At 64.3% G+C, this 17,636-nt stretch carries 19 protein-coding genes; 8 read left to right on the top strand and 11 right to left on the bottom strand.

The annotated features are described in order from the left end of the window. Positions 1-22: 22 nt before the first annotated feature. The 3 genes from COW1_RS09250 to COW1_RS09240 are packed head-to-tail and all read left to right on the top strand — an operon-like array spanning position 23 to position 3,967. A complete protein-coding gene (locus COW1_RS09250) occupies positions 23-2,272 on the top strand; it encodes a TonB-dependent receptor (RefSeq protein WP_197702993.1) in 2,250 nt (749 codons plus the stop codon). Positions 2,273-2,297: 25 nt separating this feature from the next. Continuing rightward, complete coding sequence (locus tag COW1_RS09245; RefSeq protein ID WP_201343981.1) at positions 2,298-3,479, top strand: sialidase family protein; 1,182 nt, start codon at positions 2,298-2,300, stop codon at positions 3,477-3,479. A gap of 2 nt (positions 3,480-3,481) precedes the next feature. Further along, positions 3,482-3,967: a hypothetical protein gene (locus tag COW1_RS09240; RefSeq protein WP_201343980.1), complete on the top strand. Its 486-nt coding sequence runs from the start codon at positions 3,482-3,484 to the stop codon at positions 3,965-3,967. Between the two features lie 473 nt (positions 3,968-4,440). On the opposite strand, the gene COW1_RS09235 is transcribed toward COW1_RS09240, so the two are convergent. From COW1_RS09235 to COW1_RS09220, 4 genes are all read right to left on the bottom strand, one after another. Further along, a complete protein-coding gene (locus tag COW1_RS09235) occupies positions 4,441-4,983 on the bottom strand; it encodes an NUDIX hydrolase (protein ID WP_096365037.1) in 543 nt (180 codons plus the stop codon). Further along, positions 4,980-5,816 (bottom strand): dihydrofolate reductase family protein, encoded by an 837-nt coding sequence (locus COW1_RS09230; protein ID WP_157745346.1) that lies wholly within the window; start codon positions 5,814-5,816, stop codon positions 4,980-4,982. The genes COW1_RS09235 and COW1_RS09230 overlap by 4 nt, the downstream gene beginning before the upstream one ends. Further along, positions 5,816-6,607 carry a fused MFS/spermidine synthase gene (locus tag COW1_RS09225; protein WP_172844249.1) on the bottom strand — a complete coding sequence of 264 codons (792 nt, stop codon included), beginning with the start codon at positions 6,605-6,607 and terminating at the stop codon, positions 5,816-5,818. Before COW1_RS09225 ends, COW1_RS09230 begins: the two co-directional genes overlap by 1 nt. Before the next feature lie 130 nt (positions 6,608-6,737). Next, positions 6,738-7,199, bottom strand: coding sequence for an Rrf2 family transcriptional regulator (locus tag COW1_RS09220; RefSeq protein ID WP_096365043.1), 462 nt, complete (start codon positions 7,197-7,199; stop codon positions 6,738-6,740). A 320-nt stretch (positions 7,200-7,519) separates the two neighbouring features. Between COW1_RS09220 and COW1_RS09215 the strand changes: the two genes are divergently transcribed. After that, positions 7,520-8,008 carry a sigma D regulator gene (locus COW1_RS09215; RefSeq protein WP_201343979.1) on the top strand — a complete coding sequence of 163 codons (489 nt, stop codon included), beginning with the start codon at positions 7,520-7,522 and terminating at the stop codon, positions 8,006-8,008. A gap of 80 nt (positions 8,009-8,088) precedes the next feature. On the opposite strand, the gene COW1_RS09210 is transcribed toward COW1_RS09215, so the two are convergent. Further along, entirely contained in the window at positions 8,089-8,742 is a 654-nt protein-coding gene (locus COW1_RS09210; protein WP_096365047.1) for a hypothetical protein, read from the bottom strand. A gap of 130 nt (positions 8,743-8,872) precedes the next feature. On the opposite strand from COW1_RS09210, the gene COW1_RS09205 reads away from it, so the two are divergent. After that, a complete protein-coding gene (locus tag COW1_RS09205) occupies positions 8,873-9,907 on the top strand; it encodes a class 1 fructose-bisphosphatase (protein WP_201346079.1) in 1,035 nt (344 codons plus the stop codon). Between the two features lie 106 nt (positions 9,908-10,013). Here the strand turns inward: COW1_RS09205 and COW1_RS09200 are convergent, their stop codons facing one another. Both COW1_RS09200 and gloB read right to left on the bottom strand, forming a co-directional pair. After that, positions 10,014-10,316, bottom strand: coding sequence for a hypothetical protein (locus COW1_RS09200; protein WP_201343978.1), 303 nt, complete (start codon positions 10,314-10,316; stop codon positions 10,014-10,016). A 239-nt stretch (positions 10,317-10,555) separates the two neighbouring features. After that, positions 10,556-11,335 carry a hydroxyacylglutathione hydrolase gene (gene gloB / locus COW1_RS09195; RefSeq protein WP_201343977.1) on the bottom strand — a complete coding sequence of 260 codons (780 nt, stop codon included), beginning with the start codon at positions 11,333-11,335 and terminating at the stop codon, positions 10,556-10,558. A 76-nt stretch (positions 11,336-11,411) separates the two neighbouring features. Here gloB and zapE point away from each other — a divergent pair, with 76 nt between their 5' ends. Continuing rightward, positions 11,412-12,512: a cell division protein ZapE gene (gene zapE / locus COW1_RS09190; RefSeq protein ID WP_231971560.1), complete on the top strand. Its 1,101-nt coding sequence runs from the start codon at positions 11,412-11,414 to the stop codon at positions 12,510-12,512. Positions 12,513-12,833: 321 nt separating this feature from the next. On the opposite strand, the gene COW1_RS09185 is transcribed toward zapE, so the two are convergent. Together COW1_RS09185 and COW1_RS09180 are read right to left on the bottom strand one after the other, a co-directional pair. Continuing rightward, positions 12,834-13,124: a TusE/DsrC/DsvC family sulfur relay protein gene (locus tag COW1_RS09185; RefSeq protein WP_096365054.1), complete on the bottom strand. Its 291-nt coding sequence runs from the start codon at positions 13,122-13,124 to the stop codon at positions 12,834-12,836. A gap of 155 nt (positions 13,125-13,279) precedes the next feature. Continuing rightward, entirely contained in the window at positions 13,280-14,068 is a 789-nt protein-coding gene (locus tag COW1_RS09180; RefSeq protein WP_201346135.1) for a hypothetical protein, read from the bottom strand. A 280-nt stretch (positions 14,069-14,348) separates the two neighbouring features. Between COW1_RS09180 and COW1_RS09175 the strand changes: the two genes are divergently transcribed. Beyond that, positions 14,349-14,633: a hypothetical protein gene (locus tag COW1_RS09175; protein ID WP_096365058.1), complete on the top strand. Its 285-nt coding sequence runs from the start codon at positions 14,349-14,351 to the stop codon at positions 14,631-14,633. Positions 14,634-14,719: 86 nt separating this feature from the next. Continuing rightward, complete coding sequence (locus COW1_RS09170; protein ID WP_096365060.1) at positions 14,720-15,145, top strand: PilZ domain-containing protein; 426 nt, start codon at positions 14,720-14,722, stop codon at positions 15,143-15,145. 3 nt (positions 15,146-15,148) lie between these two features. On the opposite strand, the gene COW1_RS09165 is transcribed toward COW1_RS09170, so the two are convergent. After that, entirely contained in the window at positions 15,149-15,943 is a 795-nt protein-coding gene (locus COW1_RS09165; RefSeq protein ID WP_201343976.1) for an inositol monophosphatase family protein, read from the bottom strand. 138 nt (positions 15,944-16,081) lie between these two features. Then, positions 16,082-17,596 (bottom strand): YdiU family protein, encoded by a 1,515-nt coding sequence (locus tag COW1_RS09160; RefSeq protein ID WP_201343975.1) that lies wholly within the window; start codon positions 17,594-17,596, stop codon positions 16,082-16,084. Positions 17,597-17,636: the final 40 nt, after the last annotated feature.

The following is a 17,636-nucleotide window of genomic DNA, read 5'->3' as shown; positions in this document are numbered from 1 at the left end:
CATGTTTACTGGGAAGTCATTCATGACAACGCCGACCGCAATCCTCGTCTTGACGGTTGTCATGACCGGCTTGTGCGCGGCGCAGGAAGTCGAATATCTACCGGAGATGACGATTAGCGGAGACTGGCAGACGATGCCGGCCAATATGCCGAGCCCGACGATCGGTGTCACCGCCAGAGAAATGGAAGAATTCAATGTCGTCGATACCGAAGACGCCTTGAAGTACGCGCCCAATATGGTTGTGCGTAAGCGCTACATCGGCGATCGCAATTCGATCATTTCCGTGCGCGGCACCAACACTCGACAATCGGCGCGCAGTCTGGTGATGGCGGACGGTTTACTGTTAAGTAATTTCCTGGGTTCCGATTTCGGATTCCCGCCCCGCTGGTCAATGGTCAACCCGCAGGAGATAGAGCGGGTGGATGTGATTTACGGACCCTATTCGGCGTTATATTCCGGTAATTCGCTCGGTTCTACAGTATTGATCACGACCCGGATGCCCACCTCCTTCACCGCCGATGCCAGGTTTCAGGCCTTCCGCCAGGAATTCGATCTCTATTCGACCGATGCCTCCTACGGTGGTCACCGGTTCAACGGCTTGGTCGGCGACCGGGCAGGCCGGTTTTCCTATCTGTTTACGCTCGACCGGCTGGACAATGAAAGCCACCCCATGAGTTTTGCCAGCCTGTACCCTTCCACCACGCCCGCAACCGGCAGCGAGACGGTTGTCACCGGGGCAGTGCCGGACCGAGACCAGAGGAACGCGGATCGCCTGATCATCGGCTACAACAGCGAGGGAGTGGACCATACGGTCCAGGATCAACTCAAGGCGAAGTTTGCCTATGACTTCACCTCCAGCCTGCAGGGTATGCTCACTATCGGTTACTGGCAGCAGGACCGTGACAGTTCCACTGCCACCTATCTGCGGGATGCCGGCGGTAATCCTGTCTTCAGCGGGCCGATCAGCATCTCGGGTCTGCGTTACGATGTCCCTGCCGGCACCTTCGCTCCGAGTAACGGCGAGGACGCGCGCTGGTTGTATGGCGCCTCGCTCAAGACCAGAAATGTCGAGGGCTGGAACTTTGAGGCGACGGCGTCTCTGTACGAGGTGACCGAGGACATCACCCGCCGCTCGTCCAGCGCCGGCGCGGGTGCCGGCACGGTGGAATACGGCGACGATACCGGTTGGCGTACCCTGGATCTGCGGACGGATTATCGGCCGGCCGAACTCGTGGGTGGGCATTGGGTGAGCTTTGGTTATCACTATGACAGATACGCACTCGAAAACGTTGTCTACGATGCCGTGGACTGGCGGGCTGAGTCACTGGCCGGCATCAACAGCCGTTTCGCCGGACGTACCGAGACTCAGGCGGTCTATGCGCAGGACGCCTGGCAGATGAACGACTACTGGAAACTGGTGCTGGGTGCGCGCTACGAGCGCTGGCAGGCCTTCGACGGCAGGCGTGGCACGACCAATGCAAACATAAGTTACCCTGAACGCGAACAAAGCGAGTGGTCCCCCAAAGCCTCAGTGGAATACGCTCCCGATTCGCCTTGGCTGGTCCGGCTGTCGTTGGCCAGGGCGTATCGTTTCCCGACCGTAAGTGAGTTGTTCCAGGGGCGTGTCGTCGGTACGACGCTGGTCAACAATGATCCGGATCTCAAGCCCGAGGAGGCCTTTTCCAAGGATCTTACCTTCGAGCGCTTCTTCACCACCGGGGTGTTGCGACTGTCCCTGTACGAAGAGGATGTGCGTGATGTCATCATGAGTCAGACCAATACCACGGTATTCCCCAATGTGACCAACATCCAGAACATCGACCGGGTGCGTACTCGTGGAATCGAGCTTGCCTGGCAGGGCGAGAATACCTTCATTCACGGTCTCGACCTCAACGCCAGTGTCGCCTATAACCATTCCGAAACCCTGGAAAATGACAATAACCCTGATACCGAGGGTAAGAACTTCTACCGCATCCCGCGCGTGCGTGCTGATCTTCTGGCGACGTATCACCAGACGCCGAAGCTGTCCTATACTGCCGCGGTGCGTCACTCAGGACGGCAGTACAACACTCTCGACAACTCCGATACCAATACCAGCACGTTCGGCGCCACCAGCAACTTCACCGTTTTCGATGCCAAGCTGCGCTACGCTGTCAATCGGCAACTGCAGCTGGGGATCGGCATCGAGAATTTGACCGATGAACGCTACTTCGTCTATCACCCTTACCCGGGACGGACGCTTTTCGCCGAGCTCAAATTGTCGTTGAACTGACCACTTCGCTACAGGAATTGTGCCTATGACATTGCATCTATACATCAAACGCGGTCTCTGGCTCTGTATGGCAATGCTGGCCGTGGTCATACCCTCCTATGCCGCCTCGCCGCAGATCAGTGTGGCCTCTGCCGCCTTCGATTCCGAGGGCGTTCTCTGGGTGATCTCACCGCGCGATGGCCACATCTGGCTGCGCCGCTCACGCGATTTCGGCAGCAGCTTCACCCCGGCGGTTCGTCTCACCCCCGAACCGGAGGCCATCGTCGCAGACGGCGAGAACAAGCCGAAGCTTCGTGTTACCGAGGATGGCGGGGTGTATGTGTCCTACACGCGGGCGCGGGATAAACCCTATACCGGTGACATTCGTCTGATCCGCTCCCATGACGGCGGCCTTGATTTTGAGCCTCCGGTCACTGTCAATGATAACCGCGATCAGATCAGCCATCGTTTCGATGCGCTGCAGGCGGCAGGCGACGGACGACTCTGGCTGGCCTGGCTGGACAAGCGCGATCGGGCGGCAGCACAGCAACGGGGTGAGCATTACGCCGGGGCGGCGCTGTATGCGGCGGCCTCCAGTAACGGTGGGGCGAGCATCCAGCCCAATGTCAAGCTGGCCGATCACACCTGTGAATGCTGCCGTGTGGCCATGGCGCTGGATACCGATGACACCCCGGTGGTGTTCTGGCGTCATATCTTCGGCCGTAATACGCGCGATCACGCCATGCTCAGGTTGGATGGGAAATCGGAGCCGGTTCGGATTGGGTCCGAGGGTTGGGAGATCGACGCCTGCCCGCATCACGGCCCGGCGCTGGCGATCGGGCCGGACGGGCTGTACCACTTCGCCTGGTATACGCAGGCGCAGGGCCAGGCCACGCTGCATTACCTGCGCAGCCGGGACCGTGGCGAAAATTTTTCCGCAGCTATGCAGTTCGGCGATGCCCGGGCGCAGCCGGGGCACCCGGACGTGATCAGTCTCGGTGACCGGGTGGTTCTGGTGTGGAAGGAGTTCGACGGCATGCGCAGCGCCGTCATGACGCGGGTCTCAACCGACGCCGGGCGCAGCTGGGGCCCGTCCCGGCCGGTGGCGTACAGCCAGGGGCCTTCCGACCATCCCGTGCTGCTGGCCTACCGGGAGCGGGTATTCCTGTCCTGGGCGTCGCTGGAGGAGGGCTATCGCCTGTTCGAAATCGACTTTGAGGGGGTGTGACCATGCGATACCGTGTTCGGCATTATTCGCTGATGGCCTGCCTGCTGGGTTGGGTCGGGCTTGCCCTTGCCGCGCCCGCGCCCAGGCCATTCGTGGCAGGGACGATGGGGCAATTGCTCACGGCTGAGCCCGATCGCGCGCGGGTCATCGTTTTCTGGTCGCTGGAATGCAGTTACTGCCAGGAGGAGTTGCAGTGGCTGGCCGGCCGCGATGGTAGCGAGGCTGAGGTGGTGCTGGTGGCCACCGACCCGGTTACCTCGGCTGAAGCGGTTTCCACGCGTCTGCGCAAATACGGCTTCGAGCCGGCGCGTCACTGGATTTTTGCCGAAGCCTTTGTCGAGCGCTTGCGCTATGACGTGGATCCGGGCTGGGGCGGCGAACTGCCCCGCACATATCTGGTGGCCGCGGGGGAGGAACCGATCGGCGTCAGCGGTCGACTCGATCGCGAGCGTTTCGATGCCTGGCTGCAGTCGGTGACTGGAGACTGATGCAATGCCGTGCGCACGGCCGGCAACGGGTGGATTCGGCCGTGGCCTGGCCCTGGTTGCAGCCGTGTTGCACGCGCTGTTGCTGGCCTCAATGGTTCTGCCGGACCCCGCGCAGCGGGATGCGCAGAAACTGACTCAGGGGTCTCGGGAGTGTGTGACAGATCTGCCCGCTGATTTCACCACGTCCTTTGCCGCGGATGCCGGGACTGAGGCAACGGCCGGGTTCACCTCGCGCTCCCGATCAGAGCCGCGGCCGCCGCAATGAGGCCTGACGCCTTCCGCGGTAATGCCGACCCGGTACTGATTGCGCTCACCCGCCGTGCCACTTCGCCCGGCCAGGTTGCCGGCCAATGGCGGTTTCATGGCCTGGGTGAAACCACCACCAGTGCCAGCCGGCCCCGGGCACGCCGGCGGGCGAGACCGTATCCTGCGACGCAACTCCCCGGAGGCCGTCGGCAGCGGGTCTGATGGGGTCAGGCCGGGTGAAGACGAAATGCAATCCCGGGCGTTTCCGCTTGCGTCATGCGGTACAACCCCAGCAGAGTCTTGGCGTCGCGGATGGTCCCGTCACCGGCCCATTCCAGCGCCTGTTGCAGTGATACCCAGTGACATTCGATCAGTTCGTCGGCCTGGTGATCGGTCGCGACAGCCACAAGTTCCGTAGCGAGAAACAGGTGGATAACCTCATCGCAGAAGCCCGGCGTGGTCAGGATCTCACCGAGTTCGCGCCATTCGGCGGCCTGCAGCCCGGCTTCCTCTTTCAGTTCCCGCTGTGCTGTGACCTGTGGTGCCTCCCCGGCTTCCAGCTTGCCCGCCGGCAGTTCCCACAGCCAGCCGCCGGCCGCATGGCGGTACTGGCGCAGCAGGCAGACCTGGTGGTCTTCATTCACCGCCACGACTGCGGCCCCGCCGGGGTGGCGGACCACTTCCAGCGTCTGGTCACGGCCGTCGGGCCGGGTGAAGTGTTCCCGACCGAGGTCCACCAGTTCCCCTTTGTAGAGCGGAGTACGGATCATTCCAGCAGGTCGTAGCAGCCGAGCAGCTGCCCGCAGCCCTCGGGGGCGAGCGGGTCGTAGTAGAGTTGGGCCAGCTGCAGCCGCGGCGCGGGTTCCAGGTGGCTGCCGTAGACGAAGGTGCTGAAGTCCTCGCCGCCCAGGATGCGGCCGGCGAAGGTCAGGTACAGCCGGTCCAGACGGCCGGCCTGAAGCAGGGTGTTGAGCACATGCGGGCCGCCGATGACGTAGATGCTGCGATAGCCGGCCGCGGCCAGGGCGTCCAGGGTGCGGCCGCCCTCGGCCTGGTGTCCCTCACCCACGTAGTGCGCCTGTACCCCGGCCTGTTCCAGCGCCTGGATCCGCTGCGGGTCGGCATCGGCGCCGGTGAGCAGATGCAGCCGCCGGTGCGGGTAGGCCGCGAGGGCCTGGACCGGGATGTCCAGGCTGGCGCTGATGATGGCAATGTCGGGCTGGGGCGACAGCCCCTGATCCAGACGCCAGCGGCGCAGGTCGTCGAACTTCCGGCCGGCGCCGACGGGCAGGGTATCCTGGGCCTGGCCGATGGCGTATTCGCGGAAATAGCGCGCGCTGGTGATCAGCAGGTCGGCCTGGGTGCCCAGTTCCTGGAACAGCCGCCAGTCGCGCGGATTGGCAATGGCTGGCGGGACCTGGTGGGTGTCGCGGCCGGGTGCGGCCACGCCGATGCGGCCATCCAGACTGCTGATGAAATTGCTGTAGACAAAGGGCCGGCCGGGCTCGCCGCGGTGATGCAGCCGCTGCTGCAGATACAGCCCTTCGAGGGCATGGTCCCGGCTGCTGCGCGGATAGAGTTGCTGGATGCTGGTGTCGGACATCAGGTGAACAACCATTGCAGTGGCAGGGTGTTGTGGCGGCGCAGCTGGCGATACAGGTCGGGGAAGTCGAGTCCCAGCCGCTGTTTCAGCGCCGGCGCGGTGGCCTGCAGGGACCGGCGCGACGGCAGCCGCTGGAGGTGCGGGGCGCCGAACACGATCAGGTTGTTGCGCGCCTCCACCGGCAGGCGCAGCGAGCGCTGCCCGAGCGCAGCCTCGAAGCAGCGGATGTGGGCGCGGCAACGGGCCTTGTCGGTATTCCAGAGATTGAGGGCGATCAGGCCGCCTTCCCGCAGCCGCCGCTGACAGGCCTGCAGGAAGGGCTCGCAGGCCACGCCGGGATGCAGGCCGACGGCATCGAAGGCATCCACCAGGATCAGGTCGTACAGCGGCTGGGCCGGGTTGTGGATCAATTCGGTGCCGTCTCCGTGCTCGATGCGGATGCGCGGATGCTCCGGCAGCTGAAAAAAGCGCCGGGCGATCTCGATCACTGCCTCGCGGTACTCGACGACGGTGATATCGGCCTCGGGATAATGGTGGGCCAGAAAGCGCAGCAGCGAGCCGCCGCCGAGGCCGATGATGAGGATCTCCGCGGGGCGGGGCTGGAACAGCAGCCCGGCCAGCATGGCCCGGGTGTAGCTCAGCACCAGGGTGACGGGGTCGGCATGGCTCATGCTGCTCTGGCGGGCGGCGGTGCCGAAATAGAGCGAGCGCGTGTACTGGTCGTCAATGACTTCCAGCACGCCGTGCGCGTCGCGTTCGATATGCACCAGTTGCCCCCGGCCGGCCAGCATCGTTGTTCTTCCCCTCCCCCGGCGATTCCGCCCATTGTAATGACAAGGGCCTGGCTGCCAAGCAAAAAATGACCGGCCCCGCGCAGGGCGCGGGGCCGGCCGCCGGAGGAGGGCACCGGGTCCGGCGGCGTCAGGCCGCGGAGCGGTGCAGGTTGCTGAACGGGCTCTTGGGCACAGTGGTGATGCGCGGCGCGTCCTTGGTGGTGGCGACCTCGGCCAGGCTGACATTGTCCAGATAGTCGTAGATCTGGTGGCTCAGGCGGTCCCACAGGCGCAGACTGACCGGACGGGCCTCGTCCTCGGGCATCAGCGGCTTGGAGGCGGTGGCAGCCACCGAGTCGTCGACGGCGCGCAGGATGTCGGCAATGCTGACCTCGCTGGCCGGACGCCGCAGGCAGTAGCCGCCGCCGGGGCCGCGCAGGCCGGTGACCAGGCCGTGCTTGCGCAGCTGAGCGAACAGCTGCTCCAGATACGACACCGAGATCGACTGTTCCACGGAGATGTCGGCCAGAGTCACCGGTCCCTGCTTGTGGCGCAGGGCCAGTTCGATCATGGCAGTGATGGCGTAACGTCCTTTGGTTGAAATCTTCATGGTTTTACCTCTCAGCTTATCCAATGCGGTTGCATTCGCGGGGCGAGTTGAAAACTGACTGTCTTGGTCAGGAATCCTACTAATAACCCACTTGGATAGTCAAGAATTGTAGCAGAAAAATTCCCTGTTGTGAGTGATAAATCTTTGTAACCTTTCTGTATCGGAATATATCCAGCTGAAAACCAATAGGAAATTTCAGCGCTCAGGAAGCGGCGGCAGGGCGGCTGGACAGTGGCGAGCCGTCGGGGGATACTGAGTCATTGACACAGAAAATCAATCGGTTATAGATTCATATCCAGGATGGAGCGAGAGTGAGAGACATGTCGAACAATAAAGCCAACGACCTCATGCCGGGCGAGGACCGGCGTCAGCGCCAGCGGGAACGGTTGCACGCCCTGGTCAATGCACGCAATCAGACGCTGGTCGAGTACTCCAGCCTGGCGGGCATCCGCCCCTACACCCCCGAGCACCGCACCGAGGATGCGCTGAAGCGCTTCTGCCAGATCCTGGTGGATTATGCCGCCACGGCGCATTTCCAGCTCTACCGCTACATCGCCGACGGCAAGGAGCGCCGCCAGGCCGTGCGCGCCATCGCCGAGCAGATCTATCCCCAGATCGTCTCCAGTACCGATGCCATCCTGGACTTCAACGACCGCTATGATGTCGCCTCGCTGGATGACGGCCGTGTCGAGCACCTGGCCGAAGACCTGTCGCAGCTGGGCGAGATCCTGGCCGACCGCATCCAGCTCGAGGATCAGATCATCGAGGCCCTGGACGGCAGCCGTGCCGGGGAGCATAGCCAGCAGTAGCACCCCCTCCTCAATCCTCCCCCGTCGTGGGGGAGGAGGCAGCCGTGTAACAGGCAGGTGTGATCACCTGCCTGTTCGCCTCATGTTGTCGGGTCGCTCAGCCGCCGGGCCTCCTCCACCGTCAATCGCCGCCAGGGTCGGGGAATCAGCGCCGGGACCCTGCGCCGGTATTCCCGGTAACGCTCGCCGAACTCGTCAATCAGCTTGCGTTCCTCCAGCCGGATCCCCACCAGCAGATAGGCCGTGATGCAGAGCGCGGTGACCAGCAGTGCCGGCGGCATGTCGCGCGTCCACAGGACAACCAGCCCCAGGCTGTACCAGGGGTGGCGCACGTGGCGGTGCAGCGGCGACAGGTGAAAACCGGTGATGTTGGCATGGCCGGTGGCCGCCTTCAGGCCGAGAAAGGCAGCCAGATCATAGGCCCGGGTCGCCCAGGCAAAGCCCGCCAGCGCCAGCAGGGCCAGGCCGTCGGCGAACCAGCCGGCCATGCCCTGCCATGCCCAGAGCGGTTCGCCCCGGTCATACCACAGCACCAGCAGGGCCAGCGGCGGCAGGATCAGCAGGCTGGACTGCAGGGTATAGAACAATCGGTAGCGCCGCTCCAGCAACGGCCAGCGGGTCTCGAACCGACGCCGGACCCGGGCGTCGGCCAGCAGTGAATGCAGCGCCAGGTACAGAAGCCAGACGAAGGTGAGCAGAGCGGCCTGGCTGACGGAGAAGGGGGAGGGAGCCATCGCAGGGTGATCTCGCCCGGGTCAGATATTTATTAAATCAGAATATTCTGATAAACTTGGAATATTTTGTCTCTCCATGCGTCCCTGAAGGGACGTGAACACCTACATCAGACAGTACGAGGTTTCGACCATGGAACACGGCACCACCCTAACCCAGTTCATCATCGAGGAACAGCGCCAGGTCCCGGGCGCGACCGGTGATTTCACCTCTCTGCTCAACGACACCCTGACCGCCTGCAAGAAGATCGCCTGCGCGGTCAACCGCGGCGGCCTGATCGGCATCCTCGGTTCGGCCGACACCGAGAACGTCCAGGGCGAGACGCAGAAGAAGCTGGATGTCATCTCCAACGACGTCATGGTCGACGCCCTGGAATGGACCGGGCACCTGGCCGGCATGGCCTCCGAGGAGATGGATGATCCGCTGCCCATCCCGGCCGAGTACCCGAAGGGCAAGTACCTGATGCTGTTCGATCCGCTGGACGGCTCCAGCAACATCGACGTCAACGTCTCGGTCGGGACCATCTTCTCCATCCTGCGCGCCCCCGAAGGCTGCGACAATCCCACGGTGGAGGATTTCCTGCAGCCCGGCACGCAGCAGGTCTGCGCCGGCTACGCCATCTACGGTCCGGCCACCATGCTGGTGCTGACCACCGGCCACGGTGTCAACGGCTTCACCCTGGACCGCTCCATCGGCGAGTTCATCCTGTCGCATCCGAACATGACCATTCCGGAAGAGACCGGCGAGTTCGCCATCAATATGTCCAACCAGCGGTTCTGGGAGGCTCCGGTCAAGCGCTATGTGGACGAGTGCATCGCCGGCAGCGAAGGTCCGCGCGGACGCGATTTCAACATGCGCTGGATCGCCTCCATGGTGGCAGAGGTGCATCGCATCCTGACCCGCGGCGGTGTGTTCATGTATCCCATCGACGAGAAGATCAAGGCCAAGGGCCAGGACGGCAAGCTGCGTCTGATGTACGAGGCCAATCCCATGGGTTTCATCGTCGAGCAGGCCGGCGGCGCTGCCAGCACCGGCCGCGAGCGCATCATGGAGATCCAGCCGAACGGGCTGCATCAGCGCGTGCCGGTGGTGCTGGGCTCGAAGAACGAGGTCGAGCGGGTGGTGGAGTATCACCGCGAGGCCGACGGCAAGCAGGCAGTGGCGTAACAAAAGAGTAGGATGGGTGAAGCGCAGCTCAACCCATCGCGATCTCCAGTGCCGTGATGGGTTGCGGCGCAAGCGCCTCCACCCATCCTACCCGCTGCATGTTTTTTCAGAACTCGATATAGAAGCCGGCGCCGAGCTCCAGCAGGTTTTCCAGCCTGGAGATCTCGCCGGCTTTCTTTTTTTCCAGCAGGTAACGGCCCACCGGTTGGAACAGGGTCTCGCCCGTCTGCGGGCCGGCCGGGGTGAAACGCACGATCAGGGAGCGGAAGTACTCCGACGGCTCCGCGAAGGCCTCATCCAGGGTGCGGATGGCCTCCTCGGCATCCATGTCGCTGAGATCGAGCACGGCATCGGCGCTGTGCTTGTCGCCGGCGTAGCGCATGGCTTCGTTGATGTCGAAATGGGGCATGGTTCACTCCTTGCCGGAAATACAGCCACGGAAAACACGGAAAGCACGGACCACGATTATAGCGAAAACACTCTGTGGTGCGGTCCTGCAGGTTGGGTCGGGCAGCCCTGTAGGTCGGGTTAGCCCGATACGGGCATAACCCGACGTTGCCGTCGTGAGTGTCGGGTTACGCTGCGCTAACCCGACCTACGATGTCTGCAATATTATCGTATTGTTCTGTTCCGTGTTTTCCGTGGCCATCAATCATATTCAACATCCTTCCAGCGGCGCAGGGTGATGAAGGTGTCCTGCGCATCGCGCATGGGCCGCCCGGCGTGGCGCTCGGCCATGGCAATCACGCCGGCGTCGTCGGTGCGCAGAAAGGGATTGGTGGCCAGTTCCAGCGCCAGTTCCGCCGGCACAGTGGGGCGGTCCTGTTCCCGGGTGCGGATCGCTTCCCGCTCGCGCTGCAGCAGCGCGGCGTTGTCGGGTTCGACCCATTTGGCGAAACCGATGTTCTCCAGGGTGTACTCGTGGGCGCAGTAGATGCGGGTCTCGGGCGGCAGCCGCCTGAGCCGCTGCAGTGAGGCATGCAGCTGCTCCACGCTGCCGTCGAATACCCGGCCGCAGCCGCAGGTGAACAGGGTGTCGCCGCAGAACAGGGCGTGATCGGTGTAATAGGCGATATGCCCGGCGGTGTGCCCCGGTACGTCGAAGACCTCGAATTCGGTGTCCAGTGCTTCCACCCGCACCCGGTCGCCGTCGCTCAGCCGCTGCGTGATCTGGGGGATGCGTTCCCCGGCGGGCCCGTAGACGGGCAGGCCCGGGTAGTGCTCGAGCAGGTGGCGGATGCCGCCGACGTGATCGCCGTGATGATGCGTGATCAGCAGGGCCGCCGGCTCCAGTTTCTCACGCTGCAGCGCGGCCAGCACCGGTGCGGCATCGCCGGGGTCGACAATGGCCACCTGCCGCTGTCCCGCCTGGCGGATGAACCAGATATAGTTGTCGCTGAAGGCGGGAACGGGTGTGATCGTGAGCATGTTCAGAATGAGGTTTGAGGGCATCTGGGCGGATGATAACGTCTTTGAACCGGGCAGGGCCACAGGGAGAACGTGATTGAACGCCGGGCCGGCTGACATGCCGTTGCAGCGCTATTACGCCGATCTGGCGCGGCTGGGCTGGCGCGAGGACCCGGCCCAGGCGGCGGCCATGCAGCAGCTGCAGCGGCTGTACGAGGCGCTGCAGCGCGGCCGTCCGCGTCAGGCCTGGCATCAGCGGCTGCTGCGCCGCCCCGTCCAGCCGGTACGGGGGCTGTATCTGTGGGGCGGCACCGGCCGCGGTAAGACCTGGTTGATGGATGTCTTCCATGACTGCCTGCCGTTTGCGGACAAGTCCCGACTGCATTTTCATGCCTTCATGCAGGAAGTGCACAGCCGCCTGCGCCAGCTGCCCAAGACCCCCGATCCCCTGCCGGTGATTGCCCGTGAATGGTCGCGGCGGCTGCGGGTGCTGTGCCTGGACGAGTTTCATGTCAGCGATATCGGTGACGCCATGCTGCTGGGCGGGCTGCTCCAGGCCCTGTTCGCACGCGGCATCACCCTGGTCGCGACCTCCAATCTGGCCCCGGACGAACTCTATCTCGACGGCCTGCAGCGGGACCGCTTCCTGTTCGCCGTGGATCTGCTCAAGCGCCATACCGAAGCGCTGCATCTCAAGGACGGGGCGGATTACCGCTGTGCCCACCTGGACCGTGCCGGGAACTACCACCTGGGGAGCGGGTCGGCAGTCGAGGCCCGCATGCGTGAGCACCTGCGGCAGCTGGCGCCGGAGATGAGCGCCGAGGCGGCGGAACTGGAACTGAATCGGCGTCGGGTGAGGGTGCGGGCGCTGGCCGGGGGGCTGGCCTGGTTCGATTTCGGCGAATTGTGTGAACGTCCCCTGTGGGCGGCGGATTACCTGGAACTGGCACGGCGATTCCACACCCTGCTGCTGTCCGGTGTGCCGGTCATGGACGAGGGCCGGGACGATGCCGCCAAGCGTTTCATGCACCTGATCGACGCCCTGTATGATCGCAACGTCAAGCTGGTGCTCGGTGCCGCTGCAACCCCGACGCAACTCTATACCGGGCGCTATCTGCAGTTCGCCTTCCAGCGCACCGCCAGCCGCCTTACCGAAATGACCGGCCATCGCTATCTGGCCCGTGCCCACCGGCCCTGAAACCGCTCTGAGGGCCTCAAGGCCGGTTTGCGACTGCCCGGTGGATAACGCCTGCTCCGGTCTGGATCAATTTACCGCTGCACAGTGCCCGCGGCCGGAATACCCTTGAGAGCTTAGCGTGCAGACTGCGCACATGCGCCCTCAAGGGTATTCCGGCCGCGGGCACGACCCCGACCCCGTTCAGTCCGCATCTCAATTCGCATCCAGGCCGGGGAGGTGCCAGTGCCGGACGGGCCGGGTTTCCGGGCTTGGCGTGCGAACTGCGCACATGCACCGGCAAACCCGGCCCGTCCGGCACCGGCTCTGGTTGTTGCTGCTGCGTCAGACGCAGCCGGTGGGCTTGGGCAGGCCGCCCCACTTGCAGATCAGCTTCATCGGCCCCTTCTTGAACACGTCATACAGGTGCTTGGTGCTGACGTCGGTGGCCTTGGCGAACTTGCGGATCGGCGGCACCACGCCGTCGGCGTCGTACATGCTGCGGGCTTCCTGGATGTAGCCCATGATCTCGTCCGTCATTTCGTAGCCTTCCGTCGCGGCCAGTTCCCGGGCGACTTCCTCGCTCCAGTCGTCGCGATTGATCAGAAAGCCTTCGTTGTCCAACTGCACATTCATACTGCCTTGCCTCGCTTGTTTTTGCGGTGAGTGTTAAAAGTTGAGTAATTTTATCAGGAATAGCGGCGGACTGTACAACCTTCGGGCGGCAGAAAACCCTGCAGGGAAAACGGGATCCTGTTGCGGCCGCCCGGAGGGCGGCCGGCGGCGAGGGGTCAGGGCAGGAGATCGGCAGCCGCCTGTGTCCAGGCAGCGATGATGGCGCTCAGATCGACATCGGACTGGCTCAGCAGATAACTCAGCCCGGCGCCCGCCAGGGCGCTCACCAGCACCAGGGTCAGGAGCCGGCCGCGGCCGCCGTGCCGGGGGCGGGCGTCGGGCCTGCTGCCGGTCCTGGAGGTGGGGGCAGCGGCCCTGGCGGGAGTCGGGCGGCGTGCGGCGGTGTCGGATCCGGCCGGACGGGCGGCCGGGGATGAATCGCCGGCGATGCTGAAATCGCTGGTACTGGCCTGCCAGCGGGAGCGGCGGGTGCCCAGCATGACGGCCAGTTCGAAATCCCCGGGTGCGGCCGGAGTCTGAGTCTCGGTGTCGGTGTCGGTGTCGGTGTCGGTGTCGGTGTCGGTGTCGGTTTCGGCTTCCGATGCCGGTGCCGGTGCCGGGATGGGTTGGGGCCGCGGCTTGCGCCCGACCGGGTCGCCCGGGGTCCAGACCTGATTGACCTCCGGATGTTTTCCGGCCAGTTCCGAACGCAGTCTGAGCAGTTCACGCTCGACCTTGCGCTGCATGCGCGCGGCCGCGTCGCGGCGCTGTTCGGCGCGTTCCAGGTTGCGGCCCTCGCGAATCTCGGTTTCGGCCAGGCGGCGTACCTGACAGGCGGTGGCGAGCAGCTGTTCCAGTTCGCGCAGACGTGCCAGCCCCTCGCTGCCGGTATCCGCCAGCGGTCGGTTGGCATCCGCCTGGGTCGAGGCCGGTGTCCTTGCCATGTCTGCCTTTGCTTCGCTCATGTGTCGTGTCATGTCTGGCGGTGTTGCCATTGCTGTCAGTATCGTGATTCCCACGCGCTGCGGCGCTGAACCCCGTCACAGCCCGGCAGTCCCGCTGGAATCCGCTGGCCGTCCGGGAACACTGAGGCGCTCGTCAGGATTAGCGCCGGCAGGGCATTAATCTTGAGACCAAGTTGCTGTTTTGGGGTGGAAGTGTGATCCATTTGACGAAATGCCCCGGAATCGCCAGAGTATCCGGCCTGATTCGGGGATTTCCCCGCCACCCATCCGGAGTCGCGATATGGCATCGACGGTTGACGATCTGAGCATCGAGTACGAGGAAGACGGCATCACCCTGGTCAAGCAGCTGGACAAGGTGGTCCTGTCCAAGGGCGCCTGGTCCACGGTGATCTTCCGCTACCAGGACTGGGATCGCCAGAAGGAGCAGTACAGCAAGGACAAGTACACCATCCGCCGTTACCAGAAACGCAACGGCGAGTACTTTCAGAAATCCAAGTTCAACATCTCCAGCCCCGACCAGGCCCGCAGCCTGATCACCGCCCTGCAGGGATGGCTGGAGGACTGAGCCACGCCCAGCCTTCTGGCAGGATATATGCCTCCCTTCCGGGCAGGACGTTATCCTGACGTCCTGCCGAAGCAGAGGGGGCAGACATGCGCAGCTATATCCGCCACCCGTGTGATATACCGATCGAGTTCAGCGAGGACACGGCCCGCTATCCCCGCCGTGAACGGCTGAGCAACATCAGTCAGGGCGGCCTCGCCTTCAGTGCCGCCCGGCCGCAGCGTCGCGGCCAGATACTCCGGCTGCGCATCCCCGATGTGCAGCCCCCGTTCGAGGCCCCGGCGCGGGTCAGCTGGTGCAATCCTGTCGGCGAGGGCTATGAGGTGGGCGTGGAGTTCATCATGCCGGGCGACGAGTTCCGTGCCCGGATGGTGGAGCAGGTGTGCTATATCGAACACTACAAACGCCGGGTGCAGGCACTCGAGGGCCGGGAACTGACCGGTGAGGAGGCGGCGCGGGAATGGATCGCGAAGTACGCTGCGCGGTTTCCCGACCTGGAGGGTGACGAACCCTGAACACTAGTCGTTTTCCGCCAGCCAGTCGCGCCATGCGGTGAACAGTGCCGGATCGGAGGCCGAGACCACCGAGCGCGGGGCCAGACGGGGAGCGAATACATCTTCCCCGTCGAGGGTGCGGCAGGTGCCGCCGGCCTCGGTCAGGATCAGGCTGCCGGCGGCCAGATCCCACAGCTTCTGGCCGCCGTGCAGGTATACATGGCCGCGTCCGGCCGCCATCCAGCCCCACTCCAGGGCGCAGGAACCGAAGTTGCGCTGCGAACTGTAGGGCGGCTGTTCCACCAGCCGCCGGCGCAGCGTGGGGGTCAGACGCTTGAAATCCACCATGGCCACGGCCCGTTGCAGTTCGATGCCGCTGGCAGCCGCCTGCAGCGCCCGGTCATTGAGGTAAGCGCCCCTGCCTTTCTGCGCACTGAAGCATTCGTCACGCAGCGGATCATAGATGATCCCGAGTTCCACCTCGCCACCGCGGATCAGTGCCAGCGAGATGCCGAAGCAGGGTATGCCCGCAGCGAAGTTGCTGGTGCCGTCCAGCGGGTCCAGGCACCACAGGGGGGTGTCGGTATCGGCCAGCAGCATCTCCTGCTCGGCGGCCGACATCTCTTCGCTGAGAAAGGCGGCCTCGGGATGCAGTTCATGCAACTGTTCGCGCAGCCGGGCGTCGACCGCCAGATCGGCCTCGGTCAGCACGCTGCCGTCGGCCTTGTACTCATGGCCGATGCGCTGGAAGCGGGGGATGAGTTCTTCCTGGCCGACCTGGCGGACCAGGCCGTTCAGTTGATTGAGATCGAGGGTCATGCAGACAGGGTCCTGGTGCCGGGTGTGATCGGGTAGGATGGGTGAAGGCGCGGCGCGCCGCAACCCATCATGAAATCGGGCTGCGCTGGGTTGCGTTGCGCTTCCCCCGCCCTGCGGTCCTGGCGACAGGTGCCTGCATCAGGATGAACAACTCAGCGTAATCGACCGGCTCCAGTCCGGTGGCTCGGCGGCATAGGCCGCGTGTTCCGGCTGCTCGTCGAAGGGACGCCGCAGGATCTGGAGCAGGCGTTCGAGCTCACTGTAGTCGCCCGCCTCGGCCTGTTCGATGGCCTGCTGCGCCAGGTAGTTGCGCAGGATGTACCTGGGATTGACCCGGTTCATTGCCGCCCGGCGCACGGCGTCATCGCTGTTTTCCCGGCGCAGCCGGTCGCGATAGCGTGCGCTCCAGGCGTCGAAGGCCTCGCGGTTGATGAACTGGTCGCGCAGGTCGCGATTGTCGGCGTTGTCGCCACTGTCGAACATCGCCAGCCGGCGGAAACTCAGGGTATGGTCGCGGCCATCGTCCGCCAGCAGGGCAAGGAATTCCTGTGCCAGCTCCAGGTCATGGGTGCCGGCCGTCTGCAGTCCCAGTTTGGCGCGCAGGCCGGCCTCATAATGCGCGGTGAAGATATCCCGATAGCGTTCGAACTGGGCCGTGGCCAGTTCCGCGGCGGCCTCGGCGTTTTCATCCAGCAGAGGCAGCAGGGCCTGGCCCAGGCAGCTCAGATTCCACAGTCCGATGTCGGGCTGACGGTCGAAGGCGTAACGGCCGGCGTGGTCCGAGTGGTTGCAGACGAAGCCCGGATCATAGGTGTCCATGAAGCCGAAGGGCCCATAGTCCAGGGTCAGGCCGAGGATGGACATGTTGTCGGTGTTCATCACCCCGTGGGCGAAGCCGATCAGCTGCCATTGTGCCAGCAGCCGTGCGGTGCGTTCGACCACCTCCTGATACAGTGCCAGGCAGGGATTGTCGGCCTGCTGCAGCTGCGGGTAGTGATGGGTGATGACGTAGTCGGCCAGCAGCTGCAGTTGCGGGAACTGGTTGCGGTAATAGAAGACCTCGAAGGAGCCGAAACGCACATGGCTCGGGGCGGCGCGCAGCAGCAGGGCACCGCGCTCGATGCGTTCGCGGTAGACCTCCTCATTGGAGCCGGCCATGCACAGGGCGCGAGTGGTGGGTACGCCCAGTGCGTGCATGGCTTCAGAGCACAGGTATTCACGCAGGGTGGAACGCAGCACCGCCCGGCCGTCACCGTTGCGCGAGTAGGGGGTGGGGCCCGCGCCCTTGGACTGCAGTTCCCAGCGTTCGCCGTGGTCGGTGCATATCTCGCCGAGGATGATCGCGCGTCCGTCGCCCAGTTGCGGCACGTAGTGACCGAACTGGTGGCCGGCATAGAGCATGGCTACCGGTTCGCTGCCGGGCAGTCGGTGTTCGCCGTTCAGCCAGGCCAGGAATCCGGGCCGTCCGGCTTCGGCGGGATCCAGGCCGAGTTGCCCGGCCAGGTCGGCATTGAAGCTGATCAGGTGGGGGTCGCTCAGCGGGGTGGGGGCGACCGGCGAGTGAAAGGCCGGTCCCAGGCGGGCATAGCTGTTGGTGAATTCCAGCGTTTCCAGCGGGTGCAGCCTCGCCACGGGTGCGGAGGAAGTGATCATGAGCGGGATTGTGTCCCACCGGAGCAGGCATCGCAACCCG

Origin of the sequence: Thiohalobacter sp. COW1 (genome assembly GCF_016629505.1) — a bacterium.
GTDB classification, from domain to species: Bacteria; Pseudomonadota; Gammaproteobacteria; order Thiohalobacterales; family Thiohalobacteraceae; genus Thiohalobacter; species Thiohalobacter thiocyanaticus_A.
This window is presented reverse-complemented; position numbering and strand designations above follow the sequence as displayed.